We start from the raw sequence: 17,488 nt of genomic DNA, 5'->3' as shown, positions 1-17,488 counted from the left end.
TTTGAGGATAAAAAGAAACTGAAGATTGTTGGAAATATATTATTTTATATGGGTATTGTAGCAGTACTTGTACTTGCACTCGTGTTTCATTTTAGTGATGGTAAGGAAAAGTCGATATTTGGATATCGTTGGTATGAAGCAATGTCCGATAGTATGCAACCATCAATCAAGAAAGGTGATTTAATTATAGTAGAATTAGTGGAACCAAGGACAATTAAGGAAGGAGAAGCGATTACATATGCAACAACTGCAGATGGATCTGTTACTGTAACTCATAGAGTTATATCTAAGTTTAAGGATGAAGAAACGAATATACTTTTTTTCGAGACACAAGGGGATGCTAATGAAATTAGCGATCCATTAGTCAGTGAAAATCAGGTGATTGGTACAGTAAGATTTACTCTTCCATATATTGGATATATCAGTATGTGGATAAAGGAACACACATTCTTGTTTATTTTATGTATTGTTTTATTTGTGATTTCAATTAAACTTGTGCAGATGTTGTTAAAAAGAAAGAAGGAAAGTAGAAATGAAAGAAAAGAAGAAATTAAATAAAAAGAAAGTGACCCTCGTTACATCCTTGGTTGTACTTGTATTATTGATTTCATCTACATTGCTGTGGTTTACTGCGAAAGATACAGTGCCTAACATATTCAATATGGATACATTTGATGTGGAAGTAACCGAAAAATTCAATCCAAAAACACCAGTTACTCCTGGGCTTGATGTAGATAAGAAGGTAGGAGTTACTAATAAAGGTGAATCGGATGCAGTTGTTAGAGTACGATTAGAAAAAGAACTCATTCTAATGACAATGGATGGTGATGAAAACATAGAGATTTTTTATAAAACAGATCAAACGATAGCTGATGGAGATATTATGGTAAAGATTAGTGCTCGTCAAATTGAAGATTATATAGCTTCAGGCTTCGTGGAAGACACTGGTAACCTTTCAGGTTTACCTACAGGTGTAAAGGTATATAAAAGGGTGCAAAACAAACCGGATAACTCAGGAGAACTCGTAGAATATTTTGGATATGTTGAATCAAATAATCGTTTGATAAAATATGATCCAGATACTAAAGCTGTTACGTATGCTTATTACAAGCAAGATACAACAGGTGGAGTGAAGAAGGGATATAACGAAAAAGTAAATACTCCTCCAGAAGCAATGGATGATTTCACACATACAGGAATTGATTTGGTATTTGATAATGACAAAGCTACAAATTGGCCAGTTGATCCGGAAACAGGCTGGTATTATTACAGTAAAGAATTACCTGGAAAAGGTGTTACTCCATTACTGTTAGATCATGTTTCATTTGCAGATACATTAGATAATACATATAAAGGAGCGACATTTAAAATCACTGTTCACATGGAGGCAATTCAAGCCGAAAATGGAGCAGTAGCAACTGCTGGATGGCCAGTTACACTAGATGGAAATGGCAATGTAACTCTTGTTCCATAACATGTATATAGTAAATAATAAAGCAGTTATCATTTAATGGAAGGGAGGGGAGTTTATTAAAAAGAAAATCTTATTAGTTTTCGTTGCAGCTTTATTGCTGTTACAAGTAGATAGCATACAAAGTGCCACAATAGAACTCCCTGACATGTTGGTGAATGGTGATGATGAAGGATTTGAAATAATAGATGATGAAACAGGGCATTTCGCAAAACAGGATGATATCATGCCTGGTGATAAGATAACACGATCATTTCGAATACAGAATAACCATGATGAGTCATTTGATTTAGTATTATATCATGACAATCTTCTTAGTTATCACTATGAAAACAATAAAAAAGTTTCTGGTGATTTTATGGAGCAGATAGAGATTACATTGACCTATGAAGGAAAAGAGGTATACAAAGGCCCACTGCAATCAAAACAGAAGTCTATTGGTACAACATACGAGAGTGGAATAAAGCTTGGTGAAATCCAAGCGTATAAAGAAGCAGTTCTACAAGTAGATTATCACTTTGTAGGTGATTTATTAACAAACAAGTATCAAGAAGCTGAAGGGTCTTTTGACTGGATATTGCATGTAACCAAACGAATAGAAGAACCAAATGAACCGAAACCTAGTGATCCAAATGCTCCAGTACCACCAGTTTCACCAAAACCAGAACCTCAGGATACAGGAGATATTACAAACATAGAACAATATTTATTATTCTTATGTTTGTCAGGAGCTCTAGTCCTATATGTGACAAAAAAGAGGAGCGAACATTAACACTCGCTTCTCTTTTTATTTTTGTAATATAAAGGTTAAATTTCTTCCATCTTCCTTGCGTTTACGATAAGAGAAATAATTTTCTTCATCTTCATATGTATCACCATGATGTTGGAAGATATGAGTATCAGGAATTCCAGCATTGATTAACATTTGATAGTTAATTCCTTTTAAATCAACTAAGAATTTTCCGTTTTCTTTAGGGATGATAAAACAATCTGTTTCAAATGGTAATGCTTTTATTTCATCTACTACTTCTTGACCAACTTCAAAATTTAAAAATTCAATTGCGGGTCCAATATAAGCGTATAACTCACTTGCGTTACTATCCTCATCATAAAGTAAGGTATCAATCATTTTCTTGGTGATTTGCTTAGTTGTACCTTTCCATCCAGCGTGGATAGCCGCAATAATATTCTGTTCCTTATCATATATAAGTACAGGCACACAATCTGCTGTGAACACTCCTAACAGAATGTTCTTTTCTCTTGTATAAAGAGCATCACAATTATCGATTGCGTCTTTGGTGCTGAATGCACCAGCACCAATATCTTTCTTTGTTACTTTATGAATATTAGAAGAATGGGTTTGATTTGCGAATACACAATTCTCTAATTCGAAGTTTAGTTCCTTCATTAACTCTTTTCGATTTGCAATTACTGCATCCACTTGGTCAGTTGTATGTAACGCCATACTATTATCAAGTGGTTTTTCTGTATCCTTTAGGGTTGTTCCAGCATAAAGTTCTTCTATGCTATACCAATTCATATATGCCATTGTACGCTCTCCTTAGTGATTAACTGCAAGAACTGTTTTCCTGTTTCCATAGAGTGTAATTTAAGAACACATTATTTATTTCGGAAATAAGTTCACTGCTATTCGCTACCTGGTTTGTATAGATACCAACAAGGTAGGGTTCATCTGTATATACTATACCATAATCATGAGTATATCCACCATAATCACCATATTTGTGTGCAATTTCATAGTCATCTGTTGTTGCCTGTAAGAATTCACCTTCGGTTGCAAGTTTCATATTCTCTATTAATTGTGTATAGTCATTTTCGTGTTCGTATAAATACTGAATAATATGGTATCCAGCTAATGCAGTTGTTTCATTATTATAGTAAAAGTCATCATCAAACGACATTTGTGCATATTTCTGATACATTTCATCATAGGCTTCAAGAACTCCATAATTATTTAATAAAATCAGGGAAGCAGTATTATCACTATATACGATACTACTATATTGCAGGGTAGAGAGTTCAATAGAAGATCCTATTGCATAATTACTACTTATATAATCATAAGCAGAATAAGATTCACTTGAATAATAAAGCAATGAAGTATCTGATAGTTCACCGTTATTAATCATATCGTAATACAACATATTGAGTGGAACTTTATAAGTGCTTGCTGCAAGTACTTCACTTTCTTCGTTATAGAGGATTACATCATGATCCCCAGTCCACTCATAAAAGTAGGATACCTGTGAAGCGTCATCAGTGTATGTCAAAATGACAGTAGTAACAATATCTTCTACACTTTCACTCGTAAAATCATATTCATAAGAACTTGAAGATACAATCTCACATGAATCTTCACCTTCAATTTCATTGATTACATTTATCGCTTCATCTTCTTCACTTTGACATGCACATAGTGATAGGCATAAGAAAAGACAGATTAGTGATAAACCTATGTTGTTTATATGTTTCATACAGCCCCCGCATTTGTATCATTGCTGATACTGTATTATAATCGCTTGTTTGTGTATTTCATGTGATGACTAGTTATAAATTTCGTGATAAAAGCCCATAGAATATGGGAAATATGAAAAATTAACAGAAATTAGCACTAATGAGTTGACAGTGCTAAACTTCTGTTATATACTGTTAGCAGACGTTGAATTCGAGTGCTAGAAAGAGGTGAAAAAATGTTAACACCAAGACAGACACTCATCTTAAAAACTATTATAGATGAGTTTACAAAAACTGCGGAACCAGTTGGATCTAAACGTCTTATGACTTTATTAGAAATCAGTGTTTCTAGTGCGACTTTACGAAATGAAATGGCTATCCTTGAAGATTATGGTTTGCTTGAAAAAACTCATACTTCATCAGGAAGAATTCCATCAAGTAAAGGTTATCGTTATTATGTAGAGAATTTAATGGATACCCAACTGGATAGTGGAGTACAGAATGCGCTTAGTGAAGTGTTCAAGGAACGACATTATACGATGGAAGAAATCGTTGTGAAAAGCTGTGATATCTTATCGCAGATGACCAACCTTACATCAGTAGTTCTTGGTCCTGAAACAAGTTCACAAACACTCCAGCACATACAGATCTTTCCAATCAATGAAAGAAGTGCTGTCTGCGTATTTATTACCAGCCATGGTCATACAGAGAATAAAACATTCCACTTTGATGAAAATGTTTCATTAAAGGATATACAGACATGTTGCAATATTCTTAATGATCATTTAGCAGGTACACCAATTAGTGAAGTAGTAAACAAGATGGATGAAATTCGACCAATGTTATCAAGTCAGGTTTCAAGACATGAGATCTTATTTCAAGCATTTACAAGTGCTTTTGTGAAATTCGCATCTGATAATGTTTATACTTCAGGAGCTTCTAACATGCTTTATCAACCAGAATTCGCGGATATTGAAAAATTGAAGCAATTGATGAAGTTTTTGGAGGATTCATCAGTGTGGCGCCAACTTGGTAGTAGTAATGAAGATATTTCAATTCGAATCGGTACTGATAATCAGGTGATTCCAATGGAAAATGTTTCAGTTATTACTAGTAAAATCAAGTTGAGCAATGAAGAAGAAGGCCAACTGATGGTGGTAGGACCAACAAGAATGCCGTATAACAAAATCGTCGCTTTGATGGAATATATGGCAAAAGTGATTGAGGATTTATATCGTGATGATGGTTAGGAGATTAAAATGAGTGATGTAAATAAAGAAAAAGATATCTTTGAAGAGGTAGATATTGATGAGCCTGAACTAGAACCACAAGTTGTGGAAGAAGAGGAAGTCGAAGAAGAATCTTCAACAGATAAAAGTGAAAAGAAATTTTTTAAGAAGAAAAAGAAAAAAGAAGAAATTCTAGAAGATGAAATCATCGAGTTAAGAGAAGAATTGGCAAAGACGCAGAATATGTATTATAAAGCGTATGCTGATACAGAAAACTTGAAGAAACGTTTGCAGAATGATGCCGATACTTTACGTAAGTATCGTATTCAATCATTTGCACAAGAAATTCTTCCAGCAATCGATAATATGGAGAGAGCAATTGCATTTGAAGGCAAAGATGAGGAAATGAAGAATTATGTTGAAGGAATCAATATGATTTATCAACAGTTAAAAACAGCCTTGGAAGCAGAAGGGGTTACAGTGATTGAAGCGCTGGACCAACCATTCGATCCAAACCTGCATCAGGCACTGGTTAGCGAAAAAGTAGAAGGTGTTGAACCAGGAATCGTAGTAGAAGAAATTCAAAAAGGATATTTATTGAAAGATCGCATCTTAAGAGCGAGCTTAGTTAAAGTTAGTGAATAAACTCAGGAGGTAAGGAAATTATGAGTAAAATAATCGGTATTGACTTAGGTACAACAAATTCATGTGTTGCCGTAATGGATGGTAGTGATGTTAAAGTAATCACAAATCCAGAAGGAAATCGTACAACACCATCAGTAGTAGCATTTAAAGATGGAGAAAAAGTTGTTGGTGATGCTGCAAAGCGTCAGGTAGTAACAAATAAAGATACAGTAATGAGTATCAAAAGAAAAATTGGTACAAATGAAAAAGTTCATGTAAATGGAAAAGATTATACACCACAAGAAATTTCAGCGATGGTATTACAATACTTAAAATCATATGCAGAAGATTACTTAGGTGAAAAAGTAACAAAAGCAGTTATTACAGTTCCTGCTTACTTCAATGATGCACAAAGACAAGCAACAAAAGATGCTGGTAAGATTGCTGGACTTGAAGTAGAAAGAATTATTAATGAACCAACAGCAGCAGCGCTTGCTTATGGTATTGATAAAACAGATAAAGAACAAAAAGTTCTTGTATATGACTTAGGAGGAGGAACATTTGATGTCTCTATCCTTGAACTTGCAGATGGTACATTTGAAGTATTATCAACAGCTGGTGACAATAAACTAGGTGGAGATGACTTTGATGAAATTATCGTAAAATGGATGCTAGAGGAATTTAAGAAAACAAACAATGTTGATTTATCAAAAGATCAATTAGCGATGCAACGTTTAAGAGATGCTGCAGAAAAAGCGAAAAAAGATTTAAGTAGTATGGCACAATCACAAATCTTATTGCCATATATCTCAACTTCAGCTGGTGGACCTTTGAACTTTGAAGCTACATTATCAAGAGCTAAATTTGATGATATGACAAAAGGTTTAGTAGAACGTACAGTTGGACCAGTTCGTCAGGCATTAAAAGATGCCGGATTAACTAAGAATGATATTCATCAAGTATTATTGGTTGGTGGATCTACAAGAATCTTAGCGGTTCAAGAAGCAGTAAAAAGAGAATTAGGTAAAGAACCAAACCGTAGTGTAAACCCTGATGAAGTAGTAGCAATGGGTGCTGCTATCCAAGGTGGAGTTATTACTGGTGATGTTAAAGATGTATTATTACTAGATGTTACACCATTAAGTCTTGGTATTGAAACAATGGGTGGAGTTATGACTGTATTAATTGACAGAAATACTACAATCCCAACTAGTAAATCACAAGTGTTCTCAACTGCAGCTGATAACCAACCAGCAGTAGACATTCACGTTCTTCAAGGAGAACGTCCAATGGCGGCTGACAATAAAACTTTAGGTATGTTTAAACTTGATGGTATTGCACCAGCAAGACGTGGAGTTCCTCAAATCGAAGTTAAATTTGATATTGACGTAAACGGTATTGTTAACGTATCAGCTACAGATAAAGGAACTGGTAAAGAACAATCAATCGTAATTCAAAACTCTAGTGGATTGAATGATGATGAAATTGAAAAAATGGTAAAAGAAGCTGAAGAACATAAAGCTGAAGATGACAAACGTAAAGAAGAAGTTGAACTTAAAAATAAAGCAGAACAATTTATTAACCAAATTGACCAAGCGATGACTGATTCAGGAGATAAGATGGATCCTGCTCAAAAAGAAGAAACTCAAAAATTGCGTGATGAATTACAAAAAGCTCTTGATGAAAACGACATTGACACAATTCGTACAAAACTAGAAGCATTGGAAGCTGCAGCTCAAGCAGCTAGTGCATCGATGTATGACCAACAAGGACAACCAACTGGTAGTGCTGATGGTGGATCTAACGACGACGATGTAGTAGATGCTGAATTCGAAGAAAAATAAGATAGTTGTAGATTTGAAGTTCTAGTTTTTGACTAGGACTTCTCTCTATGTGATATCATAGTTTGTAGGGATTAGGAGGTTTTGCGATGGCAAAAAGAGATTATTACGAAGTGTTAGGACTGGCTAAGGGAGCGAGTGATCAGGATATTAAGAAAGCCTATCGAAAGATGGCGAAGAAATATCATCCTGATGTAAATAGTGACGAAGGCGCAGAAGAAAAATTTAAAGAAGTAAATGAAGCTTACGAAGTATTGAGTGACTCGCAGAAAAAAGCAACTTATGATCAATTTGGTCATGCTGGTTTAGATGGACAAGGTCAAGGCTTCGGTGGTGGTCAGGGATTCTCTGACTTCGGTGGATTTGAAGATATATTTGGTTCTTTCTTTGGTGGAGGATTTGGTGGTGGTCAATCAAGAGCATCTACAGGTCCCCAAAAAGGAAATGATCGCTTTATGCAGATGCGTGTTGACTTTATGGATGCTGTCTTTGGTAAAACAGAAGAAATATCTTTGGAAGTTGATGAGCAATGTAGTGAGTGTCTAGGTAGCGGTGCTAAAAGTAAAGATGACATTGAAACCTGTGAGACATGTCATGGTAGTGGTCGTGTTGTAACTCAACAAAGAACTGCTTTTGGAGTGTTCCAAAGTGAAAGTGTATGTCCAACTTGTCATGGAACAGGAAAGACAATTAAGAATAAATGTCCAAAATGTCATGGTAGTGGACATGAACACAAACGTGTAAAGTTAGATATTAAAATTCCAGCAGGAATTCAAAGTGGTCAACAGATTCGTATTTCCAATAAAGGAGAAAAAGGAGTCAATGGTGGACCAAATGGAGACTTATACATTGAGATATTAGTTGCTCCACATAAATCATTTGTACGTGATGGAAATGATATTCGTATTTCAGTTCCAATCAGTAACATTGATGCAGTGTTGGGTACAGAGTTAGATATTCCAACTGTATATGGTGATGTTTCTTTGAAGATTCCAGCAGGAACGCAAAGTGGAACTAAATTCCGTTTGAAAGGTAAGGGAGTGAAATCAACAAGAGGTTACCAAGGTGATCAATATGTTGAAGTAAAAGTTGAAATTCCTAAGAAACTTTCAAAACAAGAAAAGGAACTTTATGCAAAACTGCGTGATACTGGAAAGTATGAATCACCGTTTGATAAATTCAAGAAAGCATTTAAGTAAGCAATTTGTTGCTTACTTTTTTTGTTGACAAAATTTTTGTTCACAATTATAATGAGTATATACTCAATGAGTGAGGTGTCAATATGAATAAACGTCAATTACAGAAAGAAAAAACAAAGGAAAAGATTGTAGAGAATGCATATATGCTTTATGCACAGGAAGGATTTCAAGTATCCACCAGTGAGATTGCTAAGCAATCAGAGGTAGCCCACGGCTCTATCTTTTCTCATTTTCCAACCAAAGAAGATCTGTTAATTTTTGTGATTGGAGAGTTTGGAAATAAACTAACAACTCGACTACACGAAATATCTGTATCATCAATGCCGTTAGAAGATGCGTTATATGCGCATATTGAAGCAATCGAAGAATATGAGGATTTCTATATAAACTTTATTAATGAACGTCATAGGCTTCCTAAAGAGGCGACAGTAAGTTATATTTCAATCCAGTCTGCTGCATCGCATCATTTGGAAAAAGTGTTAGAAAGAGAAAAGATTGTAGATATTCCTTTAAACTTTGCATTTAACAGTTGGGTTGGACTATTACATTATTATTTGTTGAATCGTGACTTATTTGCACCAAACACTTCAGTAATAAAAAAATACAAGAATGAATTAGTTGACACCTTTATCAAAATGATTAAAAAATAGGAGGAAATCATTATGAAAACATGTATATCTTGTGGAATGCCACTTAGAGAAAAGAAAGATTATCCATTAGAAGATGAAAGTAAAGATTATTGTGTACATTGCGCAAATGCAGATGGTACATTACAAACATATGATGAGCGATTAGATGGAATGACTTCATTTATTATAAAAACACAGGGGTTGGATCATGAAGTAGCGCAAAGTGTCGCAAAAGATATGATGAGTAAGCTACCTGCATGGAAAGATGTTCATTAGAAAGAAGGATTAGAATATGAGTAATGAAAAGAAAAGTGGTTATCAACTCTTTTTAGAAGAGTCGCCGGAAGTGGCACAGGCATTTGGTGGGTTAATCAATGCATTATCTACAGAAGGTAGTTTGGATGATAAAACAAGGCAATTAATTTATATTGGAATTAGAGCTTCACAAATGCAACCACAAGCAGTAGTGGCGCATGTACCAATGGCAAAGATGGCAGGAGCCACAAGAGGTGAAATCAAAGATACAATCTTAATGACGCTAGCAGTCTGCGGTATTACAGGTGTTACCAACTGTTTAGTTCCAGCACTTGATGCATATGATTGTGTGTCGTAGAGTTTATTGTGGAACTAACAGATTTACCAAATGTAGGAAAAGTACTTGTATCTAACCTTAATGAAATTGGAATTCATACACCTGAAGAACTATACAAAGAAGGTAGTATGAATGTATTTATAAAAATAAGAGAACAAGTGGATTCTGGAGCTTGCCTAAGCATGTTGTATGGCATTCAGGGAGCAATTGAAGGAATATCTTATACAAAACTATCTGACATAACAAAATTAGAATTAAGAGCTTTCTATCATTCACTAGATGGGAACTAACTCCTTGTTGGTTTTATTCAAACCTATGTTATAATTATGTAGTTTAACGGAGGGTCTATGAATAAACATACAAAAACAATTGGTATAGGAATTGCTTTGTTACTTCTTGGAGTTATCCTGCAAGTAGTTGCAACATCACCAGACACAGCATCAGAGTTAAGAGATTTAGGAGTTTTACGACTAATCCTTGATGTTGCAGGTATCGCTTTTATTGTTATAGGTATAAGAGCGAAAAGAAACGAAAAAACAAACTGAGTAAGGAAAATGCGTATTTATGTTACGCATTTTTTTCATTTAATTTATTGGAAACATACACAAAACCATCACATTTCTTCTTTATCTTTAATGTAAGTGAAGTGAGGAAGTCTATGAGAAAAAAATATAAAATAGTTGTTGGCTGCATTTTGGTTATTGTTGTTGCAGTAGGGTGTTTTGTGGTAGGAAGCAGATCTTTATCAGCGAAAGAAGGTAGTCTGGACTGGTATCGAGAAAATATTGATTTAGTGGAAAGTGAATCTATGGGTGATGATATTTATGAAGTGGAAATACCAGAAGAAGGTGATATCTACAGTGATAACTATCAGCAAGTAATTGATGAGAAACTTGAAGAATTATCAGAAAAAATTGAAGAACCAGTCTTGGTATACAATCCATATGGAAGTGGAAATTCATCATTTGTTTTACTTACTAGTAATAATGAGATTAAGTCATTAGATTATACTATTCAAACCGATGGATATAGTGACTATAGTGAAAGTGCTAAAAAATATGAGTTATCAAATGGAAATAGTGTATTTCAAATTATTGGTAGTGTATTAGGCGAAAAAAATGTAATCACTGCAGAATTATCCGATGGTAAAAATGATCAAACATATACGTTTGATGTGACAATGCCAGAATGTAGTGATACCATTGAGACTCAACTTGAAACAACTGATGGCACAAGTAGTGAAGAATTAAGTAGCGGTTTGTTTGCTTTGTTAGGGCACGATAAGAGTTTTAACTCTAATATTTATCTTTATGATAATAATGGTACCTTAAGAAATGAATTACCTTTAAATGGATATCGAAGTGATCGGATTTTGTTTATTGATAATACGATGCTTTATTCTTATAAAGCTGATGGTTTTGTTCAAGTGAATGGTCTGGGTAAAATGGTAAAATTTTATGAAATAGATGGTTATGAACAACACCATGATTTCATTTATGATGAAGATAATAATCAGTTATTAATATTGGCAAATGAAAATGATGCAGATACAATCGAAGATATTGTAGTAGCTCTTGATTTAGATACAGGAGAGGTAAGAGAACTGTTGGATATGAAAGATTTCTTCCCAGAACTTTATGATCTTGCTGTTGCACCAGAAGATGGAAATACGTATGGTGGAGATGAACTGGATTGGATTCATTTAAATAGTCTGGAAATTATTGGTGATGATTTATTATTAAGTTCACGAGAAGTGAGTACAATTATTAAAATTGATAATTATAATACGGATCCAGAACTGGATTATCTAATTGCAGATGAAACGCTATATGAAGGGACTGAATACACATCTCTATTGTTGGATAAAGTGGGAGACTTTGTATCACAGGCAGGTCAGCATTCTTTAGTTTATGAAGGAAGCAATGAAGATGGTACTTATTATGTTTCAATGTACAACAATAACTATACAGCTGCACGAACAAGACCGGATTTGGATTGGAGCAATTTTGAAGGAGCAGGAACTTATCAAGAAGGAGAAGCATCCTATTACTATCAATATTTAGTTGATGAAGAAAACAATACTTATACACTTACTAAGAAAGTAGCTTTGCCTTATTCTAGTATTGTAAGTAGCATTGAAAACTATGAAGATCATTTAGTAACAAGTTCAGGTATGTCTAACTGTTTTAATGAATATGACAGTGAAGGAAATCTGATAAGAGAGTATACATACACGTCAGAAAAATATGCTTACCGTGCATTTAAATATGATTTTAGTAACTTCTATTTTGAATAATCTTGGTCAATCTAAAAGCAATTCATAAATAATGATGATATCATCTAAATATGTTAGTCATAGTTAACAATAGGAGGAAATGATATGAAAGTAGTTTATGCATCAAGAACTGGGAATATTGAATTGTTTCTGGATAAATTAGATTTAGAAAATCTTGAAAAGATTGAAAGTGGAGATGAAAAGGTAAATGAAGACTTTGTGGTCGTTACATATACTGATGGGTATGGAGAAGTTCCATATGAAGTAGATGCCTTTTTAACAAATAATAAGGATCATCTAAAAGGTGTTATTTCCAGTGGAGATCGAAGTCATGGTGAAGAAGTATTTGCGAAAGCAGGGGATGTGGTTGCAGAAACCTATGGAGTTCCTTGCATGTACAAATTCGAAAACGATGGCGATGATGAAGATGTTAAAACAGTAAAAGAATTATTAGAAGCATAACAAAAAATCACTTCACAAAATGTTGAAGTGATTTTTTTTGACATGTATAATTTATTCGCTAATCTCTATTTATGAAATAATCTTTAATTACATTACCTTCTACATCAATTAATGAGAATGTATCGTGTTCCAATACACCAAACGTATGAGGGTTATTTTCTTTCGGAAGGGATACACTACCTGGATTAATAATGTGAACACCAGTTTTCTCTTCCATTACTGGAATGTGAATGTGTCCAAACATAAATACATCACCAGGTCTGATACCTTCAGGTAAATGATCTGGATGATACACATGACCATGAGACAAGAAGATACGATAGTCTTCTTCAATAAGTGTCTGTGAGGTATTTGTTATTGGGAATTGTAAAACCATCTGGTCTACTTCACTGTCACAATTTCCTCGACAAGCAATAATTTTGTCTTTCATTTCATTTAGCAATTCAATTACTATCTTTGGATTATAATCTTTAGGCAATGGATTTCTAGGTCCATGGTACAAGATATCTCCTAAGAGTAGTAAGTAGTCACACTCGTATTCTTTGAATGCATCTGTGACTTTTTTTGCGTAATATGCACTGCCGTGTATATCACTGGCGATTAGATATTTCATGAAATTTTCCTCCTGCAATTTTTAATAAATGTTCATGGGTATTTTTATCTTGATGATGAATAATATATTTTAGAAGATATTGTAAAATAATACTAATCTCTTCTCTTTGATAACCTAGCTGTATCATATCATTTCCATCTACATTAAGTCCATAAATTGTATAGACTTCCTGATTGTTTTCCATTTCTTGAATAAGTGCAATTACTTCATCAATCACCTGATTCTTTTCTTCTATAATATCAGGATTTTTTCCCATGTTATCAAACTTCTGCACTTCAAGAATTTGATAGGCAAGAGTAAAGTTTCCTTGTAACTTGTAAAGAAATTTTCTAATTGTTTTTTTCTTTGGTTGCAAGTAATAGTCATGATATTCAATTAAAGTATATACATCTTTAATGATTGCTTTTGGAAAACGAAGCCGATTTAAGATAACTCTGGACAACTTGGCACTGGCATGTGCATGTCCCTTAAAGTGTGCATGATTATTAGTATCCATTGTCTTAAAATTCTTTTTTTCTAAATCATGAAGCAAGATTGCTAAACGAAGGGTTAGTGGTGCTCCTTTACTAGCGTTAAGTGCAGCATTCATATGATCAAATACATCATAGATATGATAACGTGATTCCTGCGGTACATCAAAAGCGAGTTCGTATTCAGGGATGATCTCTAACAACGTATAAGAGTCTCTAAGCAACAATAATAAGTCATCCTCATCAGATTCCAAAAGTTTAATAAATTCATCTCGTATCCGTTCTTTTGATATCGAGGAAAGAAGATGTGCATTTGTTTGAATTGCCTTATACGTCTGTGGTTCAATCGTAAAGTTAAGAACACACTTAAATCGTAGTGCTCGTAATATTCGTAATGCATCTTCATTGAAACGTTCACTGGCATCACCAATACAACGAATAATACTGTTATTTAAATCTTGAAGTCCATCAAAGTAATCAAGTATTTTATGGTTATCTATACACAAAGCATTGATGGTAAAGTCTCTTCGCTTTAAATCTTCTTTAAGACTGGGGGTAAATTCAACATGACTAGGTTTACGATGATTCAGATAGTCTTCTTCGATTCGATAGGTTGTGACTTCTACAGGTTCTTTGTCAATAATAAAAGTAACGGTACCATGCTGAAGACCAGTAGGAACTACAGTTATATTATCCTGCTTAGCTATAGTTAATAGTTCATCAGGTAAACAATTAGTTGTGATATCAAAATCATGAACACTACGATCAAGTAATAAATCACGTACACATCCACCGACTAAAAAAGCTTCATAATTATGATTATGAAGAAAGTCTAATACAAATTGTACATAGGTAGGTATAATAAATTGTTGATTTAGTTTCATAGCATTAACATTATAGCATTGATGGAAAAAAATAGAAATATTAGCACTTATCACTTGACAGTGCTAATAAAGATAGTATAATAATATTAGCACTTAATGAGTTAGAGTGCCAATCGATAAATAAAAAAGATGTGGGGTGAAATTATGAACTTTGAAAAAATGTCATCTAGTCTACAAGAAGTATTTATGAAATCCGTAGAATTAGCGAAAAGTCTTTCACATGCAAGTGTGGATACCATTCACTTATTAAAGGAATTATTTGAAAGTGATGTATTAGATGGGCTATATCGTAGACTACATATTAATAAGCAAGAAGCTCTGGTATTAATTGATGATGAGCTTGAAAAAATAGCAAAGAGTAGTGGTGATCCAGTATTATCAAATGAGGTTGCCAAGAGTTATGAGAAAGCAGTGAAATGGAGTGAAGAACACAATGAGTCTTATTTGGGTTGTGCATCTCTGTGGATTGCTTTGATGTTTAATAATTCTTATATCTCTAAGTTATTGGTAAAACAATTTAAATTAAAAGAAAAAGAAGCATACGAACAAGAATTAGAGAGAAGAGGTGGTAAAGAGATGGATACACCAAATGCAGAAAATAACTTGGAAGCGTTAAGTAAATATGGACGTGACTTGGTTGAAGATGTAAAGAATGGAAAGATTGATCCAGTTATTGGTCGTGATGATGAAATTCGTCGCGTAATTCAGATTCTTTCAAGAAAAACAAAAAACAATCCAGTATTGATTGGGGAGCCAGGTGTTGGTAAAACCGCAATCGTTGAAGGGATTGCATGGCGAATCATGAAAGGTGATGTTCCTTTTGGTTTGAAAGAAAAGAAATTAATAGAATTAGATATGGGTTCTTTGATTGCAGGTGCAAAGTATCGTGGAGAATTTGAAGAACGTCTGAAAGCAATACTGGATGAAGTAAAGAATGCAGAAGGTAATATTATTCTGTTTATTGATGAAATTCACAACTTGGTAGGTGCAGGTAAAACAGAAGGTAGTATGGATGCAGCTAACTTGTTGAAACCGCTCTTGGCACGTGGAGAATTACGTTGTATTGGGGCAACTACATTTAACGAATACCGTAAGTATATCGAAAAAGATGCTGCCTTAGAACGTCGTTTTCAAAGGGTACAGGTAGAAGAACCTACAGTAGAAGATACAATTGCAATTCTTCGTGGTCTAAAAGATCGTTTTGAATCTTACCATGGAGTAAAGATTTTGGATGAGGCAATTATCTCAAGTGCAGTATTATCAAATCGTTATATTACAGATCGTTTCTTACCAGATAAAGCGATTGACTTAATTGATGAGGCTTGTGCACACTTACGTGTTGAAATGGATTCAATGCCACAAGAAATTGATGAATTAATGCGTAAAATTATGCAGTTAGAAATTGAAGAAACTGCACTTAAAAATGAAAAAGATGTAAAATCAAAAGACCGTCTTAGCGTAATTCGTGATGAATTAAAAGAATTAAAGGGTAAGAAAGATATATTATACACAAAATGGAATGATGAAAAAGCAGAGTTGGAAGAATCTAAAAAAGCCAGAGTATTATTAGAAAAAGCAAAATTAGATTTAGAAACTGCTCAAAATGACGGACGTTATGAAGAAGCGGCTCGTCTTCAATATGAAACAATTCCTAATTTGGAAAAAACAATTAAAGAAGATGAAAAGAAAAACAAAGATGGTGCTTTAATTTCGGAAACTGTTACGGAAGAAGAGATTGCTGATATCGTATCTAAGTGGAGTGGAGTTGAAGTTAGTCGTTTGGTAGAAAGTGAACGACAAAAACTATTAGAACTTAAGAACACACTTGAACAACGTGTAGTTGGACAAGATGAAGCATTAACATTAGTAAGTGATGCAATCTTAAGAAGTAAAGCACAGATTCAGGATGAAAACAGACCAATTGGTAGTTTCTTATTCTTAGGACCTACAGGGGTTGGTAAAACGGAAGTTGCAAAGGCATTAGCTGAACAACTCTTTGATTCGGAAGATCATATCATTCGTATTGATATGAGTGAGTACATGGAAAAACATGCAGTATCACGTTTAATTGGTGCTCCTCCAGGATATGTAGGATACGATGAAGGTGGTCAACTTACCGAAGCAGTAAGAAGAAACCCATATTCAATTGTATTGTTTGATGAAGTAGAAAAAGCACATCCGGATGTATTCAATGTGTTATTGCAAATATTGGATGATGGACGAATTACTGACTCAAAAGGTGTTACGGTTGATTTCAAGAATACAATCTTAATTATGACAAGTAATCTAGGAAGTCAATATGCATTTGATCCAGATAAATCTGAAATGAAAGCAAATTATATGAATGAAGTAAAACGTTACTTCAAACCAGAATTTGTGAACCGTATTGATGAAATTGTAGTATTCAATGCTTTAGATAATGAAATGCTTGCGAAAGTAGCAAGAAAATTCATGAACGAACTACGGATTCGTCTGGAAAAGAAAGATATTCATTTAGATGTCAGCAAGAAGGTTTACGATATGATTGTAGAGCAAGGAGTAGATCCAGTATTTGGAGCACGTCCAATGCGTCGTTACATTCAACGTAATATTGAAACATTAATTGCGAAACAAATGATTGGACAAGGATTCAACAGTGATGATGTAATCTATCTTGATTATGATAAAGATAAAGATGAATATGTTGCAGAGATTCGTGGAGCATCTGTAATTAGTTAATAAGGT

General features: G+C 34.0%; 19 protein-coding genes. 15 read left to right on the top strand and 4 right to left on the bottom strand.

Going from position 1 to position 17,488, the window contains the following annotated elements:
- Positions 1-18 precede the first annotated feature (18 nt).
- The 3 genes from J2S15_RS00540 (at position 19) to J2S15_RS00530 (ending at position 2,243) form a co-directional block, all read left to right on the top strand.
- Positions 19-558, top strand: a complete 540-nt coding sequence (locus J2S15_RS00540) for a signal peptidase I (protein WP_307406392.1) — start codon at positions 19-21, stop codon at positions 556-558.
- Entirely contained in the window at positions 533-1,474 is a 942-nt protein-coding gene (locus J2S15_RS00535) for a BsaA family SipW-dependent biofilm matrix protein (protein WP_307404443.1), read from the top strand. Before J2S15_RS00540 ends, J2S15_RS00535 begins: the two co-directional genes overlap by 26 nt.
- Positions 1,475-1,568: 94 nt before the next feature.
- Positions 1,569-2,243 carry a hypothetical protein gene (locus tag J2S15_RS00530; RefSeq protein ID WP_307404442.1) on the top strand — a complete coding sequence of 225 codons (675 nt, stop codon included), beginning with the start codon at positions 1,569-1,571 and terminating at the stop codon, positions 2,241-2,243.
- A 15-nt stretch (positions 2,244-2,258) separates the two neighbouring features.
- Here the strand turns inward: J2S15_RS00530 and pgeF are convergent, their stop codons facing one another.
- The gene (pgeF, locus tag J2S15_RS00525; protein WP_307404441.1) at positions 2,259-3,020 is read right to left on the bottom strand and encodes a peptidoglycan editing factor PgeF; all 762 of its coding nucleotides are present in this window, start codon (positions 3,018-3,020) and stop codon (positions 2,259-2,261) included.
- A 19-nt stretch (positions 3,021-3,039) separates the two neighbouring features.
- Positions 3,040-3,966, bottom strand: a complete 927-nt coding sequence (locus J2S15_RS00520) for a serine hydrolase (protein WP_307404440.1) — start codon at positions 3,964-3,966, stop codon at positions 3,040-3,042.
- 216 nt (positions 3,967-4,182) lie between these two features.
- On the opposite strand from J2S15_RS00520, the gene hrcA reads away from it, so the two are divergent.
- From hrcA to nrdI, 11 genes are all read left to right on the top strand, one after another.
- Positions 4,183-5,196 carry a heat-inducible transcriptional repressor HrcA gene (gene hrcA, locus J2S15_RS00515; RefSeq protein ID WP_307404439.1) on the top strand — a complete coding sequence of 338 codons (1,014 nt, stop codon included), beginning with the start codon at positions 4,183-4,185 and terminating at the stop codon, positions 5,194-5,196.
- Between the two features lie 9 nt (positions 5,197-5,205).
- Positions 5,206-5,820: a nucleotide exchange factor GrpE gene (gene grpE, locus J2S15_RS00510; protein WP_307404438.1), complete on the top strand. Its 615-nt coding sequence runs from the start codon at positions 5,206-5,208 to the stop codon at positions 5,818-5,820.
- A gap of 20 nt (positions 5,821-5,840) precedes the next feature.
- Entirely contained in the window at positions 5,841-7,643 is a 1,803-nt protein-coding gene (gene dnaK, locus J2S15_RS00505) for a molecular chaperone DnaK (protein ID WP_307404437.1), read from the top strand.
- A gap of 86 nt (positions 7,644-7,729) precedes the next feature.
- Positions 7,730-8,839 carry a molecular chaperone DnaJ gene (gene dnaJ / locus J2S15_RS00500; RefSeq protein ID WP_307404436.1) on the top strand — a complete coding sequence of 370 codons (1,110 nt, stop codon included), beginning with the start codon at positions 7,730-7,732 and terminating at the stop codon, positions 8,837-8,839.
- 83 nt (positions 8,840-8,922) lie between these two features.
- Positions 8,923-9,489 carry a TetR/AcrR family transcriptional regulator gene (locus J2S15_RS00495; RefSeq protein ID WP_307404435.1) on the top strand — a complete coding sequence of 189 codons (567 nt, stop codon included), beginning with the start codon at positions 8,923-8,925 and terminating at the stop codon, positions 9,487-9,489.
- Between the two features lie 12 nt (positions 9,490-9,501).
- Entirely contained in the window at positions 9,502-9,744 is a 243-nt protein-coding gene (locus J2S15_RS00490; RefSeq protein ID WP_307404434.1) for a zinc ribbon domain-containing protein, read from the top strand.
- A gap of 16 nt (positions 9,745-9,760) precedes the next feature.
- Positions 9,761-10,081: a carboxymuconolactone decarboxylase family protein gene (locus tag J2S15_RS00485; protein WP_307404433.1), complete on the top strand. Its 321-nt coding sequence runs from the start codon at positions 9,761-9,763 to the stop codon at positions 10,079-10,081.
- Between the two features lie 8 nt (positions 10,082-10,089).
- The gene (locus J2S15_RS00480; protein WP_307404431.1) at positions 10,090-10,350 is read left to right on the top strand and encodes a TfoX/Sxy family protein; all 261 of its coding nucleotides are present in this window, start codon (positions 10,090-10,092) and stop codon (positions 10,348-10,350) included.
- 57 nt (positions 10,351-10,407) lie between these two features.
- Entirely contained in the window at positions 10,408-10,605 is a 198-nt protein-coding gene (locus J2S15_RS00475) for a hypothetical protein (protein WP_307404428.1), read from the top strand.
- Between the two features lie 113 nt (positions 10,606-10,718).
- Positions 10,719-12,356: an aryl-sulfate sulfotransferase gene (locus tag J2S15_RS00470; RefSeq protein ID WP_307404426.1), complete on the top strand. Its 1,638-nt coding sequence runs from the start codon at positions 10,719-10,721 to the stop codon at positions 12,354-12,356.
- Between the two features lie 84 nt (positions 12,357-12,440).
- Positions 12,441-12,797, top strand: a complete 357-nt coding sequence (gene nrdI, locus J2S15_RS00465) for a class Ib ribonucleoside-diphosphate reductase assembly flavoprotein NrdI (RefSeq protein ID WP_307404424.1) — start codon at positions 12,441-12,443, stop codon at positions 12,795-12,797.
- A 58-nt stretch (positions 12,798-12,855) separates the two neighbouring features.
- Here the strand turns inward: nrdI and yfcE are convergent, their stop codons facing one another.
- Both yfcE and J2S15_RS00455 read right to left on the bottom strand, forming a co-directional pair.
- Entirely contained in the window at positions 12,856-13,410 is a 555-nt protein-coding gene (gene yfcE / locus J2S15_RS00460; RefSeq protein WP_307404422.1) for a phosphodiesterase, read from the bottom strand.
- Positions 13,388-14,764, bottom strand: a complete 1,377-nt coding sequence (locus J2S15_RS00455) for a CCA tRNA nucleotidyltransferase (RefSeq protein WP_307404421.1) — start codon at positions 14,762-14,764, stop codon at positions 13,388-13,390. The genes yfcE and J2S15_RS00455 overlap by 23 nt, the downstream gene beginning before the upstream one ends.
- Positions 14,765-14,908: 144 nt before the next feature.
- Between J2S15_RS00455 and J2S15_RS00450 the strand changes: the two genes are divergently transcribed.
- Positions 14,909-17,482: an ATP-dependent Clp protease ATP-binding subunit gene (locus J2S15_RS00450; protein WP_307404419.1), complete on the top strand. Its 2,574-nt coding sequence runs from the start codon at positions 14,909-14,911 to the stop codon at positions 17,480-17,482.
- Positions 17,483-17,488 lie beyond the last annotated feature (6 nt).

It is taken from the genome of Breznakia pachnodae (genome assembly GCF_030814225.1).
Classification (GTDB): Bacteria; Bacillota_I; Bacilli_A; order Erysipelotrichales; family Erysipelotrichaceae; genus Breznakia; species Breznakia pachnodae.
The sequence above is the reverse complement of the archived record's forward strand: the minus strand, read 5'-3'. Positions and strand labels throughout refer to the sequence as shown.

What these genes read in the sequence shown, in the direction of transcription:
- J2S15_RS00470 (WP_307404426.1), top strand. Translation starts at nt 10,719, where the DNA reads ATGAGAAAAAAATATAAAATAGTTGTTGGCTGCATTTTGGTTATTGTT.
- J2S15_RS00520 (WP_307404440.1), bottom strand. Translation starts at nt 3,966, where the DNA reads ATGAAACATATAAACAACATAGGTTTATCACTAATCTGTCTTTTCTTA.
- J2S15_RS00475 (WP_307404428.1), top strand. Translation starts at nt 10,408, where the DNA reads ATGAATAAACATACAAAAACAATTGGTATAGGAATTGCTTTGTTACTT.
- J2S15_RS00450 (WP_307404419.1), top strand. Translation starts at nt 14,909, where the DNA reads ATGAACTTTGAAAAAATGTCATCTAGTCTACAAGAAGTATTTATGAAA.
- J2S15_RS00485 (WP_307404433.1), top strand. Translation starts at nt 9,761, where the DNA reads ATGAGTAATGAAAAGAAAAGTGGTTATCAACTCTTTTTAGAAGAGTCG.
- hrcA (WP_307404439.1), top strand. Translation starts at nt 4,183, where the DNA reads ATGTTAACACCAAGACAGACACTCATCTTAAAAACTATTATAGATGAG.
- pgeF (WP_307404441.1), bottom strand. Translation starts at nt 3,020, where the DNA reads ATGGCATATATGAATTGGTATAGCATAGAAGAACTTTATGCTGGAACA.
- J2S15_RS00490 (WP_307404434.1), top strand. Translation starts at nt 9,502, where the DNA reads ATGAAAACATGTATATCTTGTGGAATGCCACTTAGAGAAAAGAAAGAT.
- J2S15_RS00495 (WP_307404435.1), top strand. Translation starts at nt 8,923, where the DNA reads ATGAATAAACGTCAATTACAGAAAGAAAAAACAAAGGAAAAGATTGTA.
- dnaK (WP_307404437.1), top strand. Translation starts at nt 5,841, where the DNA reads ATGAGTAAAATAATCGGTATTGACTTAGGTACAACAAATTCATGTGTT.
- J2S15_RS00535 (WP_307404443.1), top strand. Translation starts at nt 533, where the DNA reads ATGAAAGAAAAGAAGAAATTAAATAAAAAGAAAGTGACCCTCGTTACA.
- grpE (WP_307404438.1), top strand. Translation starts at nt 5,206, where the DNA reads ATGAGTGATGTAAATAAAGAAAAAGATATCTTTGAAGAGGTAGATATT.
- nrdI (WP_307404424.1), top strand. Translation starts at nt 12,441, where the DNA reads ATGAAAGTAGTTTATGCATCAAGAACTGGGAATATTGAATTGTTTCTG.
- J2S15_RS00455 (WP_307404421.1), bottom strand. Translation starts at nt 14,764, where the DNA reads ATGAAACTAAATCAACAATTTATTATACCTACCTATGTACAATTTGTA.
- yfcE (WP_307404422.1), bottom strand. Translation starts at nt 13,410, where the DNA reads ATGAAATATCTAATCGCCAGTGATATACACGGCAGTGCATATTACGCA.
- dnaJ (WP_307404436.1), top strand. Translation starts at nt 7,730, where the DNA reads ATGGCAAAAAGAGATTATTACGAAGTGTTAGGACTGGCTAAGGGAGCG.